The sequence below is a fragment of the Streptomyces sp. NPDC017056 genome, from assembly GCF_044332485.1.
GTDB lineage: Bacteria > Actinomycetota > Actinomycetes > Streptomycetales > Streptomycetaceae > Streptomyces.
Window position 1 is genome coordinate 1 of sequence record NZ_JBIRPD010000017.1, and the last position, 22665, is coordinate 22665.

At 72.9% G+C, this 22665-nt stretch carries 22 protein-coding genes and 1 pseudogene; 7 read left to right on the forward strand and 16 right to left on the reverse strand.

Features of this window, described 5'->3' with window-relative positions; translation table 11 throughout:
- Positions 1 to 167: 167 nt before the first annotated feature.
- From ACH4OW_RS27960 to rsmI, 6 genes are all read right to left on the reverse strand, one after another.
- Positions 168 to 1067, reverse strand: coding sequence for a 4-(cytidine 5'-diphospho)-2-C-methyl-D-erythritol kinase (locus ACH4OW_RS27960; protein WP_360127227.1), 900 nt, complete (start codon positions 1065 to 1067; stop codon positions 168 to 170).
- Positions 1064 to 1975 carry a 16S rRNA (adenine(1518)-N(6)/adenine(1519)-N(6))-dimethyltransferase RsmA gene (gene rsmA, locus ACH4OW_RS27965; RefSeq protein ID WP_360127230.1) on the reverse strand — a complete coding sequence of 304 codons (912 nt, stop codon included), beginning with the start codon at positions 1973 to 1975 and terminating at the stop codon, positions 1064 to 1066. The genes ACH4OW_RS27960 and rsmA overlap by 4 nt, the downstream gene beginning before the upstream one ends.
- Before the next feature lie 28 nt (positions 1976 to 2003).
- The gene (locus ACH4OW_RS27970; protein WP_398030509.1) at positions 2004 to 3536 is read right to left on the reverse strand and encodes a ubiquitin-like domain-containing protein; all 1533 of its coding nucleotides are present in this window, start codon (positions 3534 to 3536) and stop codon (positions 2004 to 2006) included.
- 126 nt (positions 3537 to 3662) lie between these two features.
- Positions 3663 to 4541, reverse strand: a complete 879-nt coding sequence (locus ACH4OW_RS27975) for a TatD family hydrolase (protein WP_398030510.1) — start codon at positions 4539 to 4541, stop codon at positions 3663 to 3665.
- A 58-nt stretch (positions 4542 to 4599) separates the two neighbouring features.
- On the reverse strand, positions 4600 to 5070 hold the full coding sequence (locus ACH4OW_RS27980) for a hypothetical protein (RefSeq protein WP_398030511.1): 471 nt from the start codon (positions 5068 to 5070) through the stop codon (positions 4600 to 4602).
- Positions 5071 to 5242: 172 nt separating this feature from the next.
- Positions 5243 to 6112 (reverse strand): 16S rRNA (cytidine(1402)-2'-O)-methyltransferase, encoded by an 870-nt coding sequence (rsmI, locus tag ACH4OW_RS27985; RefSeq protein ID WP_398030512.1) that lies wholly within the window; start codon positions 6110 to 6112, stop codon positions 5243 to 5245.
- Between the two features lie 114 nt (positions 6113 to 6226).
- On the opposite strand from rsmI, the gene ACH4OW_RS27990 reads away from it, so the two are divergent.
- The 4 genes from ACH4OW_RS27990 to ACH4OW_RS28005 all read left to right on the forward strand — a co-directional run bounded on the left by ACH4OW_RS27990 (position 6227) and on the right by ACH4OW_RS28005 (position 11387).
- Positions 6227 to 7951 carry a dolichyl-phosphate-mannose--protein mannosyltransferase gene (locus ACH4OW_RS27990; protein ID WP_398030513.1) on the forward strand — a complete coding sequence of 575 codons (1725 nt, stop codon included), beginning with the start codon at positions 6227 to 6229 and terminating at the stop codon, positions 7949 to 7951.
- A 311-nt stretch (positions 7952 to 8262) separates the two neighbouring features.
- Positions 8263 to 8610 carry a hypothetical protein gene (locus ACH4OW_RS27995; protein WP_360127247.1) on the forward strand — a complete coding sequence of 116 codons (348 nt, stop codon included), beginning with the start codon at positions 8263 to 8265 and terminating at the stop codon, positions 8608 to 8610.
- Between the two features lie 124 nt (positions 8611 to 8734).
- A complete protein-coding gene (locus ACH4OW_RS28000) occupies positions 8735 to 10396 on the forward strand; it encodes a penicillin-binding transpeptidase domain-containing protein (RefSeq protein ID WP_360127250.1) in 1662 nt (553 codons plus the stop codon).
- A gap of 145 nt (positions 10397 to 10541) precedes the next feature.
- On the forward strand, positions 10542 to 11387 hold the full coding sequence (locus ACH4OW_RS28005) for an EamA family transporter (protein WP_398030514.1): 846 nt from the start codon (positions 10542 to 10544) through the stop codon (positions 11385 to 11387).
- A gap of 87 nt (positions 11388 to 11474) precedes the next feature.
- Here the strand turns inward: ACH4OW_RS28005 and ACH4OW_RS28010 are convergent, their stop codons facing one another.
- Positions 11475 to 12200, reverse strand: a complete 726-nt coding sequence (locus ACH4OW_RS28010; protein ID WP_398030515.1) for an SDR family oxidoreductase — start codon at positions 12198 to 12200, stop codon at positions 11475 to 11477.
- A 62-nt stretch (positions 12201 to 12262) separates the two neighbouring features.
- Between ACH4OW_RS28010 and ACH4OW_RS28015 the strand changes: the two genes are divergently transcribed.
- Positions 12263 to 12658, forward strand: coding sequence for a MerR family transcriptional regulator (locus tag ACH4OW_RS28015; protein ID WP_360127258.1), 396 nt, complete (start codon positions 12263 to 12265; stop codon positions 12656 to 12658).
- On the opposite strand, the pseudogene ACH4OW_RS28020 reads toward ACH4OW_RS28015, so the two are convergent.
- The 7 genes and pseudogenes from ACH4OW_RS28020 to ACH4OW_RS28050 form a co-directional block, all read right to left on the reverse strand.
- Positions 12613 to 13488 (reverse strand): annotated as a pseudogene (locus ACH4OW_RS28020) (IS5 family transposase). The gene ACH4OW_RS28015 and the pseudogene ACH4OW_RS28020 sit on opposite strands and share 46 nt — an antisense overlap.
- A 44-nt stretch (positions 13489 to 13532) precedes the next feature.
- A complete protein-coding gene (locus tag ACH4OW_RS28025) occupies positions 13533 to 14339 on the reverse strand; it encodes an SDR family NAD(P)-dependent oxidoreductase (RefSeq protein ID WP_398030516.1) in 807 nt (268 codons plus the stop codon).
- Between the two features lie 73 nt (positions 14340 to 14412).
- Entirely contained in the window at positions 14413 to 14577 is a 165-nt protein-coding gene (locus ACH4OW_RS28030) for a hypothetical protein (protein ID WP_398030517.1), read from the reverse strand.
- A 94-nt stretch (positions 14578 to 14671) separates the two neighbouring features.
- Positions 14672 to 15889, reverse strand: a complete 1218-nt coding sequence (locus ACH4OW_RS28035; RefSeq protein WP_398030518.1) for a serine hydrolase domain-containing protein — start codon at positions 15887 to 15889, stop codon at positions 14672 to 14674.
- An 89-nt stretch (positions 15890 to 15978) separates the two neighbouring features.
- Positions 15979 to 16785: an energy-coupling factor ABC transporter ATP-binding protein gene (locus ACH4OW_RS28040; RefSeq protein ID WP_398030519.1), complete on the reverse strand. Its 807-nt coding sequence runs from the start codon at positions 16783 to 16785 to the stop codon at positions 15979 to 15981.
- On the reverse strand, positions 16773 to 17534 hold the full coding sequence (gene cbiQ / locus ACH4OW_RS28045; RefSeq protein WP_398030520.1) for a cobalt ECF transporter T component CbiQ: 762 nt from the start codon (positions 17532 to 17534) through the stop codon (positions 16773 to 16775). Before cbiQ ends, ACH4OW_RS28040 begins: the two co-directional genes overlap by 13 nt.
- A gap of 1 nt (position 17535) precedes the next feature.
- A complete protein-coding gene (locus ACH4OW_RS28050) occupies positions 17536 to 18690 on the reverse strand; it encodes an energy-coupling factor ABC transporter permease (protein ID WP_398030521.1) in 1155 nt (384 codons plus the stop codon).
- A gap of 149 nt (positions 18691 to 18839) precedes the next feature.
- Here ACH4OW_RS28050 and ACH4OW_RS28055 point away from each other — a divergent pair, with 149 nt between their 5' ends.
- Positions 18840 to 20882, forward strand: a complete 2043-nt coding sequence (locus ACH4OW_RS28055; protein ID WP_398030522.1) for an MFS transporter — start codon at positions 18840 to 18842, stop codon at positions 20880 to 20882.
- Positions 20883 to 20899: 17 nt separating this feature from the next.
- Here ACH4OW_RS28055 and ACH4OW_RS28060 read toward each other — a convergent pair whose 3' ends face one another.
- Together ACH4OW_RS28060 and ACH4OW_RS28065 are read right to left on the reverse strand one after the other, a co-directional pair.
- Positions 20900 to 21121, reverse strand: a complete 222-nt coding sequence (locus ACH4OW_RS28060) for a DUF397 domain-containing protein (protein WP_398030523.1) — start codon at positions 21119 to 21121, stop codon at positions 20900 to 20902.
- On the reverse strand, positions 21118 to 21453 hold the full coding sequence (locus ACH4OW_RS28065; RefSeq protein WP_398030524.1) for a Scr1 family TA system antitoxin-like transcriptional regulator: 336 nt from the start codon (positions 21451 to 21453) through the stop codon (positions 21118 to 21120). The genes ACH4OW_RS28060 and ACH4OW_RS28065 overlap by 4 nt, the downstream gene beginning before the upstream one ends.
- Between ACH4OW_RS28065 and ACH4OW_RS28070 the strand changes: the two genes are divergently transcribed.
- Positions 21431 to 22627, forward strand: a complete 1197-nt coding sequence (locus tag ACH4OW_RS28070; RefSeq protein WP_398030525.1) for a serine hydrolase domain-containing protein — start codon at positions 21431 to 21433, stop codon at positions 22625 to 22627. The two genes, ACH4OW_RS28065 and ACH4OW_RS28070, sit on opposite strands and share 23 nt — an antisense overlap.
- Positions 22628 to 22665 lie beyond the last annotated feature (38 nt).

Sequence of the window (22665 nt, forward strand, 5' to 3'; positions counted from 1 at the left end):
CACGTCGCAACACCAGGTTCAGCGTTCAAGACAAGGCTTCCGCGACTGCGGTGAGGAGTGCCCCCTGCGGGGCCCCGGCCCCCCACCCACCGGACCGTGGGCGCAATCGCGCGAAGCGCGAACCAGGCAAGCGCACAACCGCGCGCCAGCGCGCACCGCGCGCACCCCTAAACGACCACAGCCCCCGCCACCGGCCCACACGCAACCCGCACCGCACGGCACGTCCCAGATGCCAGCACCGCCTCCGACACCGCCTTCGCGGACTCCGCGGACTTCGTGAGGAAGGCCGTCGTCGGGCCCGAGCCCGAGACCAGTGCGGCCAGGGCTCCGGCTGCCGTGCCCGCGTCGAGGGTTGCGGTCAGGGACGGCCGCAGGGACAGGGCCGCGGCCTGGAGGTCGTTGGACAGGGCGGGCGCGAGCGCGGTCGCGTCGCCGGTGCGGAGGGCGTCGAGGAGGAGCGGTGACGCCTCGGGGGCCGGCACGGGCCGGCCTTCGTGGAGGCGGTCGAACTCCTGGTAGACGGCCGGCGTGGACAGCCCGCCGTCGGCCACCGCGAAGACCCAGTGGAACGTCCCGCCCACGTGCAGCGGCGTCAGTAGTTCACCGCGTCCGCGCCCCAGCGCGGCCCCGCCGACCAGGCTGAACGGTACGTCGCTGCCCAGCTCGGCGCAGAGGGCGAGCAGTTCTTCGCGGGTGGCTCCGGTTCCCCACAGCGCGTCGCATGCCACGAGCGCGCCCGCCGCGTCCGCGCTGCCGCCGGCCATGCCGCCGGCGACGGGGATGTCCTTGGCGATGTGGAGGTGGACGTCGGGCGCGATGCCGTGCCGCGCGGCGAGGAGTTCCGCGGCGCGGGCGGCGAGGTTGGTGCGGTCGAGGGGGACGCGGTCGGTGTCGGGGCCGGTCGCGGTGATGCGGAGGGAGGCGGCGGGGGTGGCGGTGACCTCGTCGTACAGGCTGACGGCGAGGAAGACGTTGGCCAGGTCGTGGAAGCCGTCCGGGCGCGCCCCGCCGACGGCGAGCTGCACGTTGACCTTGGCGGGGACGCGGACGGTGACGGACGCGGTCACGCGGTGGTCTCCTCGGTTTCTCCGCCGGTCGCAAGACCGGTTTTGGCCTCGGCGATGCGCGCGAACTCCTCGACCGTGAGCGCCTCGCCGCGCGCTTGTGGCGAGATTCCGGCGGCGACCAGCGCCGCCTCCGCGGCGGCGGCGGACCCGGCCCACCCGGCGAGCGCGGCGCGCAGCGTCTTGCGGCGCTGGGCGAATGCCGCGTCGACGACGGCGAAGACCTGGTCGCGGGTGGCGGTGGTCTCGACGGGCTTTTCGCGGCGGACGAGGGAGACCAGGCCGGAGTCGACGTTGGGGGCGGGCCAGAAGACGTTGCGGCCGATCGCTCCGGCGCGCTTGACCTCGGCGTACCAGTTGGCCTTGACGGAGGGGACGCCGTAGACCTTGTTGCCGGGCCGGGCGGCGAGCCGGTCGGCGACCTCGGACTGGACCATGACCAGGGTGCGGTCGATGGTGGGGAACGTCGCGAGCATGTGGAGCAGCACCGGCACGGCGACGTTGTAGGGGAGGTTGGCGACGAGGGCGGTGGGCGCGGGGCCGGGCAGGTCTGTGACCTGCATCGCGTCGTTGTGTACGAGGGCGAAGCGGTCGGCGCGGGCGGGCAGCCGGGTTTCGACGGTGGCGGGCAGGGCGGCGGCCAGGACCTCGTCGATCTCGACGGCGGTGACCCGGTCGGCGGCCTCCAGCAGGGCGAGGGTCAGCGAGCCGAGCCCGGGGCCGACCTCGACGACGACGTCGTCCGGCCGTACGCCGGCGGTGCGCACGATGCGCCGGACGGTGTTGGCGTCGATGACGAAGTTCTGGCCGCGCTGCTTGGTGGGGCGTACGCCCAGCGCGGCGGCGAGTTCGCGGATATCGGCGGCGCCCAGGAGGGGGCCGGGCTCATCGGTGGTGCTGCTGTTGCTCACCCGTGCAGCTTACGGCCCGCCGTGCCGCTCATCCGTGCAGCCGCCGTCCGCAGACCGGCCAGGGGCTGGCGCCGCGGCTGATGTAGAGCTTTTTGGCGCGGTAGGTCTGTTCTCTGGCGGGGGCGTCCTGGGGGCGTCCGCTGCCGCCGAGACCTTGCCAGGTGCCGGTGTCGAACTGGTAGAGGCCGCCGTAGGTGCCGGATGCGTCGACCGCGTCGGCGCGGCCGCCTGCCTCGCATTGGGCGAGGGCGTCCCAGTTCAGGTGGTCGGCGCCGTCGACGCCGGTCGGCATGGGCTTGGTGCCGACGTGGACGACGCGGTCCTGTGGTTCGCGGACGATTTCGGAGCCGAGCAGTTTGGGTTTTTGCTGGACGCCGTTGACGGTGCGTACCTCGTAGGTGAGGCGCCGTACGCCGGGGTGGCCTTGCTGGACGACCGTTTCGGTGCCCTTGAAGACCGTCGGGTCGGCTTTTTTGACCGTGTCGAAGGGGACGGTCACCTCGCGGACCTTTTCGGCGCCGGTGATCCGCAGGACGGAGACGGTCTGTCCGTCGCGGGGGAAGGATTCCGGCGCCACGGAGGTGGTGTCCTCGCCGTGCAGCGCGATGCCGGCCTGGTCGAGTGCTTCGCGGACGGTGGCGGCGTTGGTGCGGACGGTGTGTTCGCGGCCGTCGGCGACGAAGACGACGCTGCGTTCGGTGCGGACGTCGAGGTCGATGCCGTTGCGGCCGATGCGCTGGGAGCGGGCGGCGGAGAGGTGGGCGCCTTCGGCGCGGACGCCGAACTGGCGCAGTGCGCCGGCGACGGTGTCGGCGGTGGTCCAGACCTGCCGGTGTTCGCCGTCGAGGGTGAGGCGGACGGGGCGGCCGTAGCGGATGACGATCTCGTCGCCGCTGGCGAGTTCGGCGTCGGCGGCGGGCTGGACGAGGTCGTGTTCGCCGATTTCCACGTCTTCGTCGGCGAGCAGGCCGCCGACGTCGCCCGCGAAGGTGTGCAGGGTGCGGGGTTCGCCGTCGACGTCGATGCGGACGGCCTTGTCGTGGGCGATGAAGGCGGCGGTGCCGCCGGCGAGGAAGGCCACGACGAGGGCTTGCGGCAGCAGGCGGCGGCGGGCTTCGGGGCCGTCGGCGGTGCCCCCGCGGGCCGCGGGTCCGCGGCGGTCGACCACGCCGCGGCGGTGGGCGGTGCCGCGTGCGGCGCGCCGGGCGGCGGCCCGGCCGCCCGGGGGCGGGGGGATGTCGGCCAGGTCGTCGCGCAGGGGCACCAGCGGCGTTTGGTGGGGTACGCGCGCCTGTGCCGCGGGGGCCTGCGGCTGCCATGCCTCGTATGCGTCGGGGGCTTCTTGGGGGGCGGGGGCGGTGTCGTACGCCGGGTGCAGGTCGTGGCGTTCGTACCCGTTGTACGTCTCGTAGATGTCGTACGGCCCGTACTCCCCGTACGCGCCGTACGAGGCGTACCTGCCGTACGGGTCGGGGGCCTCGACGGCGCCGGCCCGCGGCGGCTCGGCGGCCGGGCCGTATCCGCCGTGCGCGACGCGGTGGCTGCCCTGCGATTGAGTCACGACGCTCCACATGCCACAGGTACGGGTTGTCGGCCCGGAATGTAGCGGAGCGTCGGTGACTCTCCAAAGCGGGCCCGCCACGCTGTGTCGTCGCGCTAGGGTACCGGGCCGCCGCGGCGGGGCCGCTCAGTAGCCGAAAGCGCGCGCCGTGTTGGCGGCCACGGCGGTGGCCAGCGCGTCCTCCGGCATCCCCTTGACCTCGGCCATGGCCCGCAGCGTGACCGGAATGAGATACGGGGCGTTAGGCCGTCCGCGGTACGGGGCGGGGGTCAGGAAGGGCGCGTCGGTCTCGACGAGGACCAGTTCGGGCGGGGCGACGGCGAGCGCGTCGCGCAGCGGCTGGGCGTTCTTGAAGGTGACGTTGCCCGCGAAGGACATGTAGTAGCCGGCCTCGGCGCAGGTCTTGGCCATCTCCGCGTCGCCCGAGTAGCAGTGGAAGACGACGGTGTCCGGCGCGCCCTCTTCGCGCAGGATCCGCAACACGTCGTCGTGGGCCTCGCGGTCGTGGATGACCAGGGCCTTGCCGTGCCGTTTGGCGATCTCGATGTGGGCGCGGAAGGAGCGCTGCTGGGCGGCGATGCCGTCGGGCCCGGTGCGGAAGTGGTCCAGGCCGGTCTCGCCGACGCCGCGTACGTGGGGCAGCGCGGCCAGCGCGTCGATCTCGGCGAGTGCCGCGTCGAGGGCGGCGTCGCCGCCGGGCTCGCGGGCGCCTTGCCGCGACCCCCCTCCCCCAGGGTCGCCCAGGACGATGCGCGGGGCTTCGTTGGGGTGCAGGGCGACGGTCGCGTGCACCGCCTCGTGGGCGGCGGCCGTCTCGGCGGCCCAGCGGGAGCCCTTTACGTCGCAGCCCACCTGGACGACGGTGGTCACGCCGACGGAAGCCGCCTTGGCGAGGGCTTCTTCGACCGTGCCGTCCTGCATGTCGAGGTGGGTGTGCGAGTCGGCGACCGGTACCCGAAGCGGTTCGGGCAGCGGCGGCGGTGCGTCCTTGGTGCTGCTGCTCATGGCCGCGATCCTACGAGGGGCCGGTGACAGCCACCGGGCGGGAACGCGGCCCGCGGTCTCACCTGCGGTGCTGGAAGGGGTGCAGCAGGTCCGAGAGGTGCCAGTGGTGGCGCTCGCGGCCCGCGCCGTCGCCGTCGCGGCCGACGGGCTCCTGGGCCTGCTGCGGCACGGTTCCCGCGCCCGCGCCCGCGATGGCTTCGGCGGCGCCCGCCGAGGGCTGCTGGTGCAGGCTGGCTATCGCCTTGGAGACCATCGAGACCTGTCCGGCCCGCATGATGCGGACGACGTTGGCGCCGCAGTTCAGGCAGGTGGGCCGGGTCAGAGGTGACGGTACGCGCTCGCCGTCGGCGTAGTACACACAGCTCGTGCGCCCGTCCGCGTCGACGTGGTGCCTTATCTCGTACGACTGCTCCCAGCCGTGCCCGCACCGCATGCATGCGAAGGCGTACGCCTCGTGTGCCGGGGGGTCTGCCTGGGTCGTGGGGTGGGCGCCGGTGGTGGTACCCGGCGTACGCGCGATGTCACTCATAGCCGCTCCTCTTGTCCGCTAAAGACAAGGTCTCCGGGGACGAACGTCCCACCTCCCAGTGGACGCCTTTCCCGGCGGTGGCGCAGCAGGGCCATCTAGCTGTTGGCGCAGATTTGGCGGGGGGTAGAGGATGTGCCCCGCTGCGCGGCCCACGTTTTACCTTCCAGGCTAGTCATTTACCTTCCGCTGGTCCCGTTCGCGCCGCATTCTTTGCCGCCACGACCGCATCGAACACCTCGCGCTTGGGTAGGCCGGTCTCGGCCGCGACGGCCGCGATGGCTTCCTTGCGGCGCTCCCCGGCCTCCTCCCTGACCTGGACGCGGCGCACGAGCTCGGCGGGGCCGAGGTCCTGCGGGCCGGTTTCGGGGGCGCCCTCGACGACGATGGTGATCTCGCCGCGCACCCCCTCGGCGGCCCACTCGGCCAGGTCCTTGAGGGGGCCGCGGCGCACTTCCTCGTACGTCTTGGTCAGCTCGCGGCAGACCGCGGCGCGGCGGTCGGCGCCGAAGATCTCGGTCATGGCGGCGAGGGTGTCGTCGAGGCGGTGCGGAGCCTCGAAGTAGACGAGGGTGCGGCGCTCTTCGGCAACCTCGCGCAGCCGGGAGCGGCGTTCGCCGCCCTTGCGGGGCAGGAAGCCCTCGAAGCAGAACCGGTCCACGGGCAGCCCGGAGACGGCGAGCGCGGTGAGCACCGCGCTGGGTCCCGGCACCGCCGTGACCTTGACGCCCCGCTCGACGGCGGCGGCGACCAGCCGGTAGCCGGGGTCGGAGACCGAGGGCATGCCGGCGTCGGTGACGAGCAGGACGCGGGCGCCCGCTTCGAGGGCGTCGGCGAGTTCGGGCGTGCGGGCCGCCTCGTTGCCCTCGAAGTACGACACGACGCGGCCGGTCGTGTGCACGCCGAGCGCCTGGGTCAGGCGGCGCAGCCGCCGGGTGTCCTCGGCGGCGATCACCTCGGCGGCCGCCAGTTCGGCGGCGAGCCGCGGCGGGGCGTCCGCGACGTCGCCGATGGGCGTCCCTGCAAGTACCAGCGTTCCAGTCACGTCCCCATCCTCCCAGCCGCGCGGACCGCGGTGCGCCCGGTGGCGGCGGGGCGTACCCGGATCGGGCCGCGCGGCCCCCGCGTCAGGCACAGACCGCTTCCCTACGATGGGCCGGTGACGAGTGACACCGCGACAGACGCCCACAGCGCCGAGGAGCCCGCGGGCGGGGCCCGCCGGTGGCAGCGCCGGCTGCGCCGGTTCGGCTACGCCGGGCGCCCGCAGGCCGACGTCAGGGAGCGGCTGGTGCCCGCGTTCCCCGCTCCGGGGACGCGGGTGTGGTCGGTGCTGGGCGTGGGTCCCGGCGCGGCGGACCGGCTCGCGCGCTGGTCGGGCTGGGGCGGGCCGCTGCTGGTGGCGCTCTTCGCCGGTCTGCTGCGGTTCTGGAACCTGGGCAGCCCGGCGAAGGTGATATTCGACGAGACGTACTACCCCAAGGACGCCTGGTCGCTGCTCCAGTACGGCTACGAGGGCACCTGGGCGAAGAACGCCAACGACGCGCTGGTGGCGCATCCCCCGGAGATCCTGCTGTCGCCGGAGCACTCGTACGTCGTCCATCCGCCGCTCGGCAAGTGGATGATCGCCCTGGGCGAGTGGGCGTTCGGGATGAATCCGTTCGGCTGGCGGTTCGTGGTGGCGCTGCTGGGCACGCTGTCGGTGCTGATGGTCTGCCGCATCGGCCGGCGGCTGCTGCGTTCCACGGCGCTGGGCTGCCTGGCGGGTGTCCTGCTGGCGGTGGACGGGCTGCACTTCGTGATGAGCCGTACCGCGCTGCTGGACCTCATCGTCATGTTCTGGGTGGTGGCGGCGTTCGGCTGCCTGCTGCTGGACCGGGACCGTACCCGGGCCCGGCTGGCGGCGGCGCTGCCGGTCGGCGAGGACGGGCTGGCGCGGCCAGACGCGGAGGTGGGCGACCGGCTGCGGCTGGGGTGGCGGCCGTGGCGGCTGGCGGCCGGGGTGTGCCTGGGCCTGTCGGCGGCAAGCAAGTGGAACGGCCTGTATTTCCTCGCGGCGTTCGCCGTGCTGCTGGTGCTGTGGGACGTGGCCGGGCGGCGTACCGCGGGCGCCCGGCATCCCGTACGCGCGGTGCTCCGCCGCGACCTGGTGCCCGCCGTTTTCTCGACGGTCGTGGTGGCGCTGGCCGCGTACCTGCTGACGTGGACGGGCTGGCTGGTCACCAAGGGCGGCTACTACCGCGACTGGGCCACCGCCACGCCGGAGGGGCGGGCCGGCGGCGGGCAGTGGCTGCCGGACTGGCTGCGCAGCCTGTGGCACTACGAGACCGAGGTCTACGACTTCCACAAGGGCCTGTCCACGCCGCACACCTACCAGTCCAACCCCTGGAGCTGGCTGGTGCAGGGCCGTCCCGTCTCGTACTTCTACGAGGACCCCAAGGTGGGGCACGACGGCTGCACCGCCGCCGAGGGCTGTGCGCGGGAAGTGCTGGCGCTGGGCACTCCCCTGCTGTGGTGGGCCGGCTGCTTCGCGATCCTGTACGTGCTCTACCGCTGGGTGTTCAAGCGGGACTGGCGGGCGGGCGCCGTCGCCTGCGGCATCGCCGCCGGCTATCTGCCGTGGTTCCTGTACCAGGACCGGACGATTTTCCTGTTCTACGCGGTGGTGTTCGTGCCGTTCGTCTGCCTGGCGCTGGCGATGATGATCGGCGCGATCGCCGGGCCGCCGGGCTCGACCGAGCGGCGGCGCGCGATCGGTGCCGTCGGCGCGGGCGTCCTCGTCCTGCTCATCGTCTGGAACTTCATCTACTTCTACCCGCTCTACACGGGCCAGCCGATCCCCAAGAGCGCGTGGCACAACCGGATGTGGTTCGACACCTGGGTCTAGGGCGCTCCGGAGGCCACGGCGGTGCGCTCCTCAGGTCGGGGCAGGTGATCGTACTGGCCCGTGGGCGTCCAACGCTCCGCCCTGGGCACTCGTTTCTCCATGGAGCGAATCGCCGACCGCGCCACCCGCTCTGCCGGGCGTGGCGCGACGGCCCGGGCCGGGGCCGGCACCGGGGAACGACACGGTCCGGACTCGTACGCCGAAAGCGCCGTCCCCCGGAGGGGTGGTGGTCATACTTGGTCGTCATCGAGCAATGCCGGCCAATGCCAATCGCCGTCCTACGGCCCCGGGCGGCCAGGGAGGGACCGCAATTGAGTACGCCGAATTTCGTATACGTCATCGAGCACAACAAGCCCGAACAGGTCGAGGACCACGGATCGCTGCGCACCGTCGCGCCCGCCTGCAAGGAGCTGGCCCTCGCCGCGTTCCTCGACATCGAACAGGCCAGGGAGGAAGCCGAGATCTGGGCGGAGCGGCAGCACTACCCGGGCCTGACCTGGCAGGAGAGCAACAACCCCCTGCTCGGTGACGCGGTCGGGCTGACGGCCACCACCGAGGTCGACGGCCAGAAGACCACGGTCTTCCGGGTCTCGGCCGTGCAGGTGGTCGCCCCGCGCCACGGGTCGCCGCAGGGCACCGGACGCCCGCGGCGGCCCTGAGCCGCCACCAGGGACGCGTACGTCACACGACCGATACTCACTCCGGCACCCCGTGTCCCATAGAGTGCGCTGCACGTTCTTGTGTGCGTGCTGAAGAACGAGGATTCGGGAGGGGATCGGCGACATGCGCCGTGAGGTGAGGAACGGGCTGATCGGCGGGGCGGTGGCCCTGGCCGTGGGCGGCGTCGGCGTCGGCGGCTACGCGCTGCTGGGCGGATCCGGCGACGACAAGCCGCAGGAGGTCCGCGCGGCCGGGGACGGCAAGGGCGGCGCCGGCAAGCCCGAGGTCAAGTCCGGCCCGCTGTCCGCGGGGGAAGTGACCGGCACCGCCGGGGAGTTCCTCGCCGCCTGGAAGTCGGGGGCCGCCGACAAGGCCGCCGCGCTCACCGACGACGTCAAGGCCGCCACCGCCGGCCTGACCGCGTACCCCAAGCAGACCCACTTCACCGGCTTGAAGCTGACCCAGGGCAAGGCCGCGGGCGACAAGGTCGCCTACACGGTCGCCGCGGAGATCTCCTACAAGGGCATGAAGGCACCGGTCTCCTACGGCACTTCACTGACCGTCAAGCGGGACCCCGAAACCGGTGAGCCGCGCGTCGCCTGGGCGCCGAGCATCCTGCACCCCGAGCTGGGCAAGGGGGACGTGCTGCGCACCGGCGAGTCCGAGGCGCCGCCCATCAGGGCCGTGGACCGCAACGGCGCCGAGCTGACCAAGGAGGCGCACCCGGCGCTGGCCGGGGTGCTGGACAGCCTGCGCGACAAGTTCGGCAAGAAGACCGACGGGAAGCCCGGTGTGGAGCTGTCGATCCACCGGGCCGCCGGCGACAAGGCGACCCAGCGGCCCGACGAGACGTTGAAGGTGCTCTCCAAGGGCAAGCCGGGCACGCTGAAAACCACGCTGGACGCCAAGGTGCAGGAGGCCGCCGAGAAGGCGGTCAAGGGCAAGCCGAAGGCGTCCGCCGTGGCCCTCAAGCCGAGCACCGGCGAGATCCTGGCCATCGCCAACTCGCCGGAGAAGGGCTTCAACACGGCCGCCCAGGGGTCGCTGGCGCCCGGCTCGACGATGAAGATCGTCACGGCGGCGCTGCTGATCGACAAGGGGCTGACGGCGCCGGACAAGCCGCACCCGTGCGAGAAGTTCGTGACGGTCGGCGGCTGGAAGTTCCAGAACCTGAACAAGACCGAGATCAAGAACGGCACCTTCGCGCAGAGCTTCGCCGCTTCCTGCAACAACGCGTTCATCTCCATGGCCGAGAAGCTGCAGAACGACGACCTGACGAAGGAGGCCCGCGACGTCTTCGGCATCGGCCTGAACTGGCAGACCGGCATCCCGACCTTCGACGGCGCGGTCCCGGTGCAGAGCGACGCGCAGATGGCCGCCTCGCTGATCGGGCAGGGCGGCGTCCGGATGAACCCGCTGACCGTCGCCTCGGTCGCGGCGACCGTCCAGAACGGCGGCTTCCGCCAGCCGTACATCGTCGCCCCCTCGCTCGACGACCGGGCCCTGGCCAAGGCCCCCGGCGCGATGAAGCCGGGCACCGCGTCCGCGCTCAAGTCCCTGATGAAGCTGACCGCGACGTCCGGTACGGCGGCGGAGGCGATGTCCGGGCTCAGCGGCGACATCGGCGCGAAGACCGGCTCGGCCGAGGTCGACGGGCAGGAGAAGCCGAACGCCTGGTTCACCGCCTACCGCGGGGACATGGCCGCTGCGGCCGTCGTCCCGGCCAGCGGCCACGGCGGCTCGAACGCCGGCCCGGTCGTCCGCTCCATCCTCGGCGCCGGGTGAGCCGCCCCCGCACCGGGTGATCTGGACCTCTCCCTCCTCGGCACCATCGCGTGGCCCGTACAGCTACAGCTAGCGTGCGGGCCATGCGCACTTCACCGTACGGTCACGAAGCCGCCCGCCCGCTCCTGCCCGGCGAGCGGGCCGTATGAGCCCGCTGGTCGTCGCCGCCGTCCTCGTCGCGGCCGTCACCCACGCCGGCTGGAACGCGATCGCCCACCACATCAAGGACCAGCTGCTCGCCTTCACGCTGGTGGGCGGCGGCGGAGCGGTCTGCGGGGCGCTCCTGGCCTGTTTCGCGCCGCTCCCGGCGCCCGGCGCCTGGGTGCCCCTCATCGGCTCGGCGGTCCTCCACGTCGTCTACCAGGCCCTGCTGATGCAGTCGTTCAGGCTGGGCGAATTCGGGCAGGTGTACCCGATCGCGCGCGGCACCGCGCCGCTCGTCGTCACGGTCCTGGCCGCCGTCTTCGTAGGCGAGGTGCCGGGCGCCTGGGCCCTGGCCGGTGTCGCCCTCGCCTCGGCGGGCCTGGTCGGCATCGCCCTCTGGGGCATCCGCGGCTCCGGCGCGAAGCCCCACTGGCCGGCCCTCGCCGCCGCCCTCGCCACCGGTCTGGCCATCGCCTCGTACACGACGGTCGACGGCGTCGGCGTACGCGCCTCCGGCACGCCGCTCGGCTACATCGCGTGGCTGATGATCCTCGAAGGTCTGGCCATCCCCGCCTACGCGCTGGCCACCCGGCGCCGCGCGCTGCTCACCCAGCTCAAGCCGATAGCCCTGCGCGGCCTGGCCGGCGGCGCCCTCTCCGTCTTCGCCTACGGCCTGGTCCTGTGGGCCCAGACGCAGGCCGCCCTGGCTCCCATCGCCGCCCTCCGCGAGTCCTCGATCATCGTCGGCGCGGCCATCGGAGCCCTCTTCTTCAAGGAGCGCTTCGGCGCCCCACGCCTGGCGGCGGCGGGGCTGATGGTGGCGGGGATCGCCTTGATGCTGCGCTAAAGCGTGTTGCGAAAATGCGGTTGGGGAGTGGTGCCGAGCCCGGGACGTGGGTGAGGGCATCCACCTCCGTCCCGGGCCGGCATCGGCTTACGGCTTGGCGGCGTCGTGCGCGGACAGCTGCGGATACAGAAGGGCCGGGTCCTCGCCGAGCCGGGACTTCCACTGGGCCGTCCGCCCGTCGGCCAGTACTTCGAGGGAACCGGCCTCAAGACCGTCCAGCGCCGCCCTGGAGATCACATCGGGGTCCGACTTCTCGTCCTCAACGCCGGCCATCATGTCGGTGTCGACGCTGGCCATGGCCAGCGCCGTGACCTGGGTCCCCTGACCGGCGAGTTCGTACCGGATGCCGTTGGTCAGCGCCCAGGCCGCGGCCTTGGACGCCCCATAGCTGTTGGAGTGCTCGTACGCCATCCACGCCATGACTGACAGCACGTTCAACACGGCACCGCCGCCATTGGCACTCAGGACCGGCGCGAAGGCACGCACCATGCGCAGGGTGCCGAAGAAGTTGGTCTCCATCTCCAGCCGGATGTCCTCCTCCGCGCCGTCGGTGAGCCGAGCGAAGGTCGAGACGCCGGCGTTGTTGACGAGCAGTGTCGTGTCGTCGGCCAAGGCCGCGGCCCGGGTCACCGACGCGTCATCGGTGACGTCCAGCATCAACGGGACGACACCGGGCATCCGGGGGACGGTCTCCGGCCGGCGGGCGGCCGCATAGACCTTTTTGCCGCCTCTGCGTCGCAACTCGGTGACGAAGCTGTGCCCGATACCACGGTTCGCGCCTGTGACCAGTGCGATCTCGTTTCGAATGTCCATGCCCGCTACGCTAAAACCTCACGCTGACGTGAGAGGCAAGCGTCGGGAGGAAGGACGGGGCGATGAAGATCGGAGAGCTCGCGCAGCGGGCCGGTGTGAGCGTGCGCGCGTTGCGCTACTACGAGGAACAAGGTCTGCTCAGCCCGGAGCGCACACCGTCGGGACAGCGCCGCTACACCGAGGGCACCGTCGAGGTGGTGCGCCTGTTCCAGCAGTTCTACGCGGCCGGCCTCAGCAGCCGTTCCATCGCGACATTGCTGCCCTGCGTGAACAACGGGCACGTCACCGCCGCCCAGCGCCGAACGCTGCACGCCGAACGCGACCGCCTCGCGGCCAGGGTCGAGGAAATGACCCAGACACTGCGCCGACTCGACCAGCTCATCACCGCCGCCGACCACCGCGGCGGGGCTGCTCACAGCCACTCGTCGAGGACTGCGACCAGCACGGTCGCTTCGTAGCGGACGGCGAGCTTGTCGTACCGAGTGGCGACGGCCCGGTGGCGCTTGAGCCGGTTGATCCCGCACTCGACCGAGTGCCGCTGCTTGTAGTCGTCTTTGTCGAACTTCGGTGGCCGCCCGCCACGCGATTCGCGCTTGAGGCGGTTGCGGACCCGGTCCGCCGGCACCGGGATGGTGGCCTTGATCCCGCGTCTGCGCAGGTAGGAGCGATTGCCCGCGCGAGTCGTACGCCTTGTCGGCCCGGACCCGGCCCGGGGGCTTGCGCGGCCTGCCGAGCCCCAGGCGAGGTACCCGGATGGCCTCCCGGACTGCTTCGAACTGCGGGGAGTCGCCCCGCTGCCCGGCCGTGATCATGACGGACAAGGGTTTCTGCCCCTGTTCGACCGCAAGGTGGATTTTGCTGGTCAGTCCGCCGCGGGAGCGTCCGAGACCGTGGCCTGCCGGCTCGACGAAGATGCCGCCGGGCGGCTCCCTCTGACGATCCCCTTTTTCGCTGCCCCGGCGGCGTGCTGGTGGGCCCGGCAGACGGTGGAGTCGACGCTGACGTCCCAGGTGATCAGGCCCTTCGCGTCCGCCTCGGCCTGCAACTGGGTGAGGATCCTTGCCCAGGTACCGTCCCGCTGCCAGCGCCGGAACAGGTCGTAGACCCGCTCCCACGGCCCATAACGTTCGGGCACGTCCCGCCAGGGCGCACCGGTTCGGGCCCGCCACCGTATGCCGTCTATCAGCTGTCGCCGCGTCCATACCTGCGGCCGACCCGACTTGATGCCCGTCGGCAGCAGGGGCTCAAGCCGGGCCCACTGGCCGTTCGTCAGATCCCCACGCCCCACGGGACTTGATGATCAACGAACAAGATCCACTTTCGCAACGGACCCTAGGCCGGGTCGCCGCGCAGTGCCGCGCGCAGGGACGTGTTGGCGATCAGGATGCCGCCGTCCACCGGGAGCGTGACGCCGGTGATCCAGGCGGCGTCCCGGGAGGCGAGGAAGGCGACGGCGGCGGCGATGTCCTCGGGGCGGCCGACGCGGCCGAGGGGGTAGGCGGCCGCGGCCCGCTCCAGCGCGTCGGGGCGGCCGGCCCAGTTGGGGGTGTCGACCGTGCCGGGGGCGACGAGGTTGACCCGTACGCCGCGCGTCGCCGCCTCGCCGGCGAGCGTGCGGGTCAGGCTCGCCAGCCCGGCCTTCGCCGCGCTGTAGGCGTGGTTGCCGAAGTCCTGTACGCCGTTGACGGAACCGACGCCGACGATCGCGCCGCGGCCGCCGGCGGCGGCCAGGTGGGGCAGGGCCGCGCGGGCGCAGCGGAACGCGCCGCCGAGGGTGACGTCGAGGTCGCCGTGCCAGTTCTCGTCCGTCTGGTCCTCGAAGAGCGGGGGGTCGGGCGAGCACCGGCACGCGTTGTTGACCAGGACGTCGAGGCCGCCGAAGCGGTGGACGGCGTGGGCCACGGCCGCTTCTACGGCGGTGCGGTCGGCGACGTCACAGGCGAGGGCATCGGCGGTGCCGCCGCTGCCGCGTACGCCGGCGTCCTCGCGGATGCCCGCGGCCGCCTTCTCGGCCCGGTCCCCGTCGAGGTCGGTGACCAGGACCCGTGCCCCTTCGGCGGCGAGCCGCCGGGCGGTGGCCTCGCCGATGCCCCGTCCCGCGCCGGTGATCATGACGCGGTAGCCGTCGAATCGCCTCATGCGCCCAGCTTGGCGCACGGGCCCCGGAAGCAACAGACCGCGGTACGGGCCGTGGGTCCGGACCGGCCCGTACTCAGTACCGCTTCGGCGCCGGCTTCGGCTTCTCGCCGCGTACGGGCGGCTGGTCCGCGTTGACCTCCTCGGCGCTGCGGTCCCGCTCGCCGCGCCGGTCCCGCGGCTTCTCGTCCCGTCCGGAAGCGGCCTCCCGGGGGTCCTTCGTCCTGCGCTCGTCGCCCATGTCGACTCCTTCGTGCCGGTCGGCGGATGGTCAGGGCGTACGGGTGCCCCTCGCGTCCCTCGTGACACTTCCGGCGCGCGGCGGCGCGCGGTCGTCAGGCCGCCAGGGAGGCTCGCAGGGCGCGTACCAGGGCCTGGGCGCGCGGGTCCGCCGTGACGTTCTGCTGCATGCCGTTGGTGACGTACCCGAAGGCCGTGTCGGACTCGGGGTCCGCGAAGGCCAGGCAGCCGCCGCGCCCGGGGTGGCCGAAGGAGCCGGGGGCCAGGAGGGGCGAGGCGGGGCCGTGCAGCATGTAGCCGAGGCCGAAGCGGGTGTTGACCACGAGGGTGCGGTCGGGGCCTGCCGACTCCTCCGTACGGGCCAGGGTGAGCGTGGCGGGCGCGAAGAGACGGGGGTGGCCGTCGACGGGGCCGATGAGCGCGGCGTAGCAGCGGGCCAGGGCGCGGGCGGTGGCGATGCCGTTGGAGGCGGGGAGTTCGGCGGCGCGGTAGGCGTCGGCGTTCTCGTCGGGGGCCGGGGTGATGGCGCCGAAGGCGCGCCGGGTGAGGGAGGCGGGGTCGCTGTAGGCGTCGGAGACGTTGCGCTTGGGGCGGACGCGCAGTCCGGCGGCGGCGGGCGGGGCCGGTGCCTCGACGTCGGCGAGGCGGCCGGTGCGGGCGCGCGCGTCGGCGGGTGCGCCGACCCACAGTTCCAGGCCGAGCGGCCCGGATATCTCGTCGGCGATCCAGCCGCCGATGGTGCGGCCGGTGATGCGGTGCACGAGTTCGGCCAGGAGCCAGCTGTAGGTCTGGGCGTGGTAGCCGTGTTCGGCGCCGGGCGTCCAGGCGGGGGCCTGGGCGGCGAGGGCGGCGGGGCCGCTGACGCCGTCGACGGCCTGTTCGGGGGTGAGCGGGGTGTCCAGTACGGGCAGTCCGGCGCGGTGCGACAGGAGGTGGCGGACGAGGACGCGGTCCTTGCCCGCGGCCTTGAACTCGGGCCAGTACGTGCCGACGGGGGCGTCCAGGTCGAGCAGTCCGCGCTGGTGCAGCAGGAGGGGCACGACGGCGGCGATGCCCTTGGTGGCGGAGCGGATGACCTGGGCGGTGTCCGCTTCCCAGGGCGTGCCGGCGCCCGGCGCGCCCGCCTCGGTGCCGTCCGCGTCCCGGTCGCCGCCCCACAGGTCGACGATCTTGCGCCCGTGCCGGTAGACGGCGACAGCCGCGCCGCGCTCGCCGCGCTGCGCGAAGTTGGCCGCGAAGGCGTCCCGGACCGGCTCGAAGCCGTCCGCGACCGTGCCCTGGACGTCCACCACTGTTTCCCGCTTCCCACTCATCCGTCGCGTTTGTGACCTATCAATGGTGCAACGCGCGGATCAGTGCTGGTGACCAGGGCCGCCGGCGAACGCGGGGTACGGGGGTGCCGTCAGGGCGTGGGGATCGTCACAGAGCGCGGATCGAATCCGAAGGGCAGTTCGAGTCGGTGCGTGGCCATCAGTTCCGCGTCGCCCAGCAGTTCCTGGGTGGGCCCGTCGGCGGCGATGACGCCTCCGGACAGCACGACGGCGCGCGGGCACAGTTCGAGCGCGTACGGCAGGTCGTGCGTGACCATCAGTACCGTCACGTCCAAGGCCCGCAGGATGTCGGCGAGTTCGCGGCGGGAGGCGGGGTCGAGGTTGGAGGACGGCTCGTCCAGGACGAGGATGTCCGGGCGCATCGCGAGGACCGTCGCGACCGCGACGCGGCGCCGCTGCCCGAAGGAGAGGTGGTGCGGCGGGCGGTCGGCGAAGTCCGCCATGCCGACCCGGGCGAGCGCCTCGGTGACGCGTGCCGCCAGCTCGGCGCCGCGCAGCCCGGCCGCTGCGGGCCCGAACGCGACGTCCTCGCGGACGGTGGGCATGAACAGCTGGTCGTCGGGGTCCTGGAAGACGATGCCGACGCGGCGGCGGATCTCGGCGAGGTGCCGTCTGCCGACGGGCAGCCCGGCGACGGTGACCGTGCCGGCGCCCGGCGCGAGGATGCCGTTCAGGTGCAGGACGAGGGTGGTCTTGCCGGCGCCGTTGGGCCCGAGCAGCGCGACCCGCTCGCCGCGGGCCACGGTCAGGTCGACGCCGAAGAGGGCCTGGTGGCCGTCGGGGTAGGCGTAGGCGAGCCCGGCGATCTCCAGGGCGGGCCCGTGGGCCGGTACGGGCCCGTCGGCGAGCGTGGTCAGGGGGTTGTTCACAGCGTCCATCCCAGCAGGCATACGGCGAGGGCGGCGGCGGGCAGGGCGGCGGCGCGGGTCCACTGGGCGCCGGTCGCGGCGGTGGCGTCGGGGGCCGGCAGGGTGCCGGTGTAGCCGCGGCTGACCATGGCGAGGTGGACGCGTTCGCCGCGTTCGTAGGAGCGGATGAACAGGGCGCCGGCGGATTTCGCGAGCACGCCCCAGTGGCGTACGCCACGTGCTTCGAAGCCGCGGGAGAGGCGGGCGACGCGCATCCGCCGCAGCTCGTCGGTGATCACGTCGGCGTACCGGATCATGAAGGAGGCGATCTGGACGAGCAGCGGCGGCATCCGCAGCCGCTGGAGGCCGAGCAGCAGGCCGCGCAGTTCGGTGGTGGCGGCGAGCAGGACGGACGCGGCGACGCCCAGCGTGCCCTTGGCGAGGATGTTCCAGGCGCCCCAGAGCCCGGACTCGCTCAGCGCCAGCCCCAGGACGTGCACCCGCGGCCCGGTGGCGGCGAACGGCAGCAGGACGGCGAACGCCACGAACGGCGCCTCGACGAGCATCCGCTTGAGCAGGAAACCGGCGGGCACGCGGGCCGCCGCTGCCACCGCGGCGAGCAGCAGCGCGTACAGGGCGAAGGCCCACACGGCCGTGCGCGGCGTGACGACCACGGTCAGGACGAAGCCGAGGACCGCCGCGATCTTGCAGTGCGGCGGCAGCGCGTGCACCGGCGAGTGCCCGTGCCGGTAGAGCCGGTGGGCGTGTCCGGCGCCCATGTCAGGCCGATTCCGGCGTGTGCCGGGGTGCCGCCGCGGCGTCCGCTGCCGCATGGCGGCGGCGCCGTACGACCAGGAAGACGCCGGTGCCGGCGGCGAGCGTCGCGCCCACGCCGATCACCCCGGCGAGCCCGCCGGAGATCCGCGGGTCGGCGACGTCCCGGACGCCGTAGCCGGCCAGCGGCGAGTCCTTGGCGGCGTGCTCCTCGGCCTTGGCGTCCAGGCCCTGGTCCCGGGCGACCTTCTCCAGGCCGTCCGGGCTGGCGGAGGCGTAGTAGCTGACGCCGCCCGCGCAGACGAGGGCGGCGGCGACGCCGGCCAGCCAGATCCGCCGGGTGGAGCGCCGGGCGCCGGGCCGCGGTGTCCCCGCCGGCGCCGTCTCCGGCTCCGGTTCCGGCCCCCCGGCGGGCTCCCGCGCCCGCGCTCCTTCCGCGGGCCCGGCCAAGGGGGAAGTCCGCAGAGCGAGCGGCCTGGCCAGGCCCCGCGCCCCGTACACGAGGTCGGGGCGCACGGCGAGGACCGCACCGACGGTCAGTGCGGTGATGACGGCCTCGCCGAGTCCGATGAGGACGTGCACGCCGGTCATGGCCGCGAAGACCGTGCCGATGGGCACGTCGGTGGTGCCGCCCAGCGCGTACAGGCCGGTGAAGGCGGCGGCAGCTGCCGGTACGGAGACGGCGGCGGCCGCGAAGGCGGCGGCGGTGACCGAGCGGCGGCCGCGCGGCAGCGCCTTGACCAGGCCGCGGAAGATTCCGTACGCGACGACGGTGGTCACCACGGCCATGTCGGTGATGTTGACGCCCAGCGCCGTCAGCCCGCCGTCCGCGAAGAGCACGGCCTGCATGAGCAGCACGACGGACACGCAGAGCACGCCGGTGTACGGGCCGACGAGGATGGCGGCCAGCGCGCCGCCCAGCAGGTGGCCGCTGGTTCCGGCGGCGACGGGGAAGTTCAGCATCTGGACGGCGAAGATGAAGGCGGCGACCAGGCCAGCGAGCGGCGCGGTGCGCTCGCCGGGGCCGCCGGGTCCGGCGTACGGGCCGGACGCGCCCAGTTCGCGGCGGGCGCCGCGCAGGCTGACGGCGACGGCTACCGCGGCGAAGACGCCGGTGGCGGCCGATACGGGGGCGTCGATGAATCCGTCGGGTACGTGCATGAGGGTCTCCGCTCAGCCGCGCAACTCCTTCATCGTGGCCGTACTGCAAATGGGTCGCAAGAGCGCTCGGGGCGCGAAACGGCGACGGGACGTCACCCCCACAGCAGCAAAAGGTGGCGAAGCGGGGCATTGGCGCAAAGGCTTGGTCCATGACCACGGCCGCCGCGCAAGCCTCCGCACCCGAAGCGCGCAGCGCTCCGCCCGCGCTCAGCCGCCGCCGCACCAATCTCGTCTTCACCACGATCGTGCTCGGCATGCTGCTGGCCGCCCTGGACCAGACGATCGTGTCCACCGCGCTGCCCACGATCGTGGCGGACCTGGGCGGCGGCGGGCACATGGCGTGGGTGGTGACCGCGTACCTGCTGGCCGAGACGGTCGCCACGGTCCTGGTCGGCAAGTTCGGCGACCTCTTCGGCCGGAAGATCATCTTCCAGGTGAGCGCGGTGGTCTTCGTCGCCGGCTCGATCCTGGCCGGCGCCTCCACCTCCATGCTGATGCTGGTGGCCGCCCGCGCGGTGCAGGGCATCGGCGGCGGCGGGCTGATGGTGACGGCCATGGCGCTGATCGCGGACGTCATCCCGCTGCGCGAACGCGGCAAGTACCAGGGGGCGCTGGGCGCCGTCTTCGGCGTAACGACGGTCGTCGGACCCACACTGGGCGGCCTGTTCACCGACCACGCGTCCTGGCGCTGGTGCTTCTACGTCAACATCCCCATCGCGATCGTCATGGTCGTCATGGCGGCCCGCACCATCCCGGTCGTCCGCTCGGCGGTGCGCCCGCTCATCGACTACACCGGCATCGTCCTCGTCGCGCTGGGCGCCTCGGGGCTGGTCCTGGGCCTGGAGTGGGGCGGCAACGAGTACGCCTGGGGCTCGGCCGTCATCATCGGCCTGTTCGCGGGGTCGGTGGTGCTGCTGGCCGCGTTCGTGTTCGTGGAGCTACGGGCCAAGGAGCCCATGCTCCCCATGCACCTCTTCCGCAACCCGGTCTTCACCGTCTGCTCGGCCCTGAGCTTCATCGTCGGCTTCGCCATGCTCGGCGCGATGACGTACCTGCCGACGTACCTCCAGTTCGTCGACGGCGTCTCGGCGACGATGTCGGGCGTCCGGACACTCCCGATGGTCGCCGGACTGCTCGGCACCTCCATGCTCTCCGGCGTCGTCGTCAGCCGCACCGGCCGCTACCGGGTCTTCCCCATCGTCGGCACCGGCGTGATGACGCTCGGCCTGTACCTGATGTCCACCATGGGCGCGGACACCGGCGTCTGGCTCGAATCGCTGTACATGTTCGTCCTCGGCCTCGGCATCGGCCTGGCCATGCAGGTGCTGACCATCGCCGTACAGAACACGGTCAACTACCACGAGCTGGGCTCCGCGACCTCCGGCGTGACGTTCTTCCGCACCCTCGGCTCGTCCTTCGGCACCGCCGTCTTCGGCACCCTCTACAGCAACCGGCTCGACCCCAACCTCAAGTCGGCGCTGGCCGAGGCACCGGGCGTACCACCGCAGGCCGCCGCGAGCCCGCAGGCCCTGCACCAACTGCCCGCCGCGCAGGCCAGGCCGGTCATCGACGCGTACGCCGACACCGTCAACTACGTCTTCCAGTGGGTCGTGCCGGTCGCGGTGGCCGGGTTCCTGATGGCGTGGTTCCTCAAGGAGGTGCCGCTGCGCGACAGCGCGCGGGCCGCCGCGGGCGACCTGGGCGAGGGCTTCGCCGCGCCCGACTCGACCGACTCCGACCAGCAGCTGGAGCGGGCGGTGGCCCGGACGATGCGCAAGGCGGAAGGCCCGGTGAGCCTGGAAGTGCTGGCCGCGTCCGGCAGCCCGCTCACGCCCGGCCAGGCGTGGGCGCTGGGCCAGATCCACTGGCGTACGCGCATCCACGGCGAGACGTCGCTCGCCGCCATCGCGCAGGCCCACCGGATGCCGGACGAGGTCTTGGAGCCGGTCTTCACCCGCGCCGTGTCGGCCGGGTACGCGCGGCACGACGCCGGGCGGCTGGTCCTGACCGAGGCGGGACGCGCCGAAATCGACCGCCTGATCGTGGCCTGGCGCGGCTGGCTGGACGAACGGCTGGAGGGCTGGACCGCCGACGACCCGGAAGACCGCGCCCGGCTGGCCCGCGCACTGGACAACGTGGCGGCACGCCTGCTGGACGAGGACTCCTCCCGGCGGGAGCGCACAGCGGTGTGAACGTGCCGCGCGGCCCCCTACCCAAGCCCACCAAACCGCCCCGCGGCCACAGCAGAAACAAACGCAACCAGCCGCCCACGCTCGAACCGCAACGCGGGCCCGGTCGGGTTCTTGCTGTCCCGTATGGCAACGGTGCCGGCATCGACGATGGCGCATTCGACGCACTGGGCTCCGCTGTCGCTGTACGTGGACTTCCACCACGTCACGGAAAGGGCGGAAGCGTCGTCAACGTGGCTCATGTGTTCTTCCTTATCTCTGTGATCAGGTCCGCCGACGCCCCGACCGGGAGCGCGGCGGAGGTAAGCCGCTGCCAAGCGTCCCGGTGAGCCGCCACCTTGTCAGGTTCCTCGATGTACAGGGCCGAGGTCAGCCCCTCGCCCTGGCCGATCGGGCCCGCATCGTGACTCGTGGACGAGGGCGTCACAGGCGTCGCTGCCCTTTCGGGCGCCCAGGGCGCCAGGGCCGCCCCGACGGGCTCTGGACCGGGGTCGAGGGGCGGAGTTAGGTTGCTGGGGCAACCATCCACCCTCTCGGGAGGAACGGCGACCGTGACAGCAACCGTGCAGGGCATCTGTGCGCCCGGGTTCGAGGGTGTGCGGGGCGAGTTCGAGCGTAATTTTGCCGAGCGGGGGGAGGTCGGCGCGGCGGTCGCGGTGACGCTCGACGGTGAGTTCGTCGTCGACCTGTGGGGTGGGTACGCCGACGCCGGCGGCGCCCGGCCGTGGCAGCGCGACACCCTGGTCAACGTGTACTCCACCAGCAAGGGCATGACCGCCCTGTGCGCCCACCTGCTCGTCGACCGGGGCGAGTTGGACCTCGACGCGCCGGTCGCCCGGTACTGGCCCGAGTTCGCGCAGGCCGGCAAGGCGGACGTGCCGGTGCGGTGGCTGCTGTCGCACCGCGCGGGCCTGGTCGGGCCGCGTGAGCGCCTGACGCCCGAGGACGTGTACGACTGGGAGAGGACCTGCGCGGCGCTGGCGGCCACCGAGCCGTGGTGGGAGCCGGGCAGCGCGCAGGGGTACCACGCCGTCAGCTTCGGGTTCCTGGTCGGCGAGGTGGTGCGGCGGATCACCGGCGTCTCGCTCGGCACCTTCCTGCGTACGGAGATCACCGGGCCGCTCGGCGCCGACCTGTACATCGGCACGCCCGCCGAAGAGCACGCCCGCTGTGCCCAGTTGATCGGCCCGGACGGCGGCGGCACTCTCAACGGCGCCATCGCCGGGCTGCCCGAGGGGCCGGTGCGGTCCCTGGACGCCCACCCGATGGCCGCGTTCGCCCTCGCCATGAACCATCTGCCGCTGGGCGACGTGAACAGCGCGGCCTGCCGCTCCGCCGAGATCCCCGCCGGCAACGCCAACGCCACCGCCCGCGGCTTGGCGGCCGTCTACCGGGCCCTGGCCGGCGGCGGGCTGGTCGACCCCGGCACGCTCGCCGCGATGCGGGAGCCGCAGAGCCGCCCCGGCGAGACCGACCTGGTGCTCGGCGGCATCGTGTCGAAGGACCTGCCGTTCGCCTGGGCCACCGGGTACATGGTCAACTCGGCCGGGTACTTCGGTACCAACCCGGCCGCGTTCGGCCACGGCGGCGCGGGCGGCTCCCTGGCCTTCGCCGACCCGGAGAACCGGCTGTCGTACGCGTACACGATGAACAAGTTCGGGGGCGGCACGTCGGGCGGCGACCTGCGCAACCTCGCGCTGGTCGACGCGGTGTACGCGGCGCCGCCGCTCGCCGGGCGCACCGGCTGACCCGGCCCGACCCCGATCCAGACCCCGGTCCCGGACTT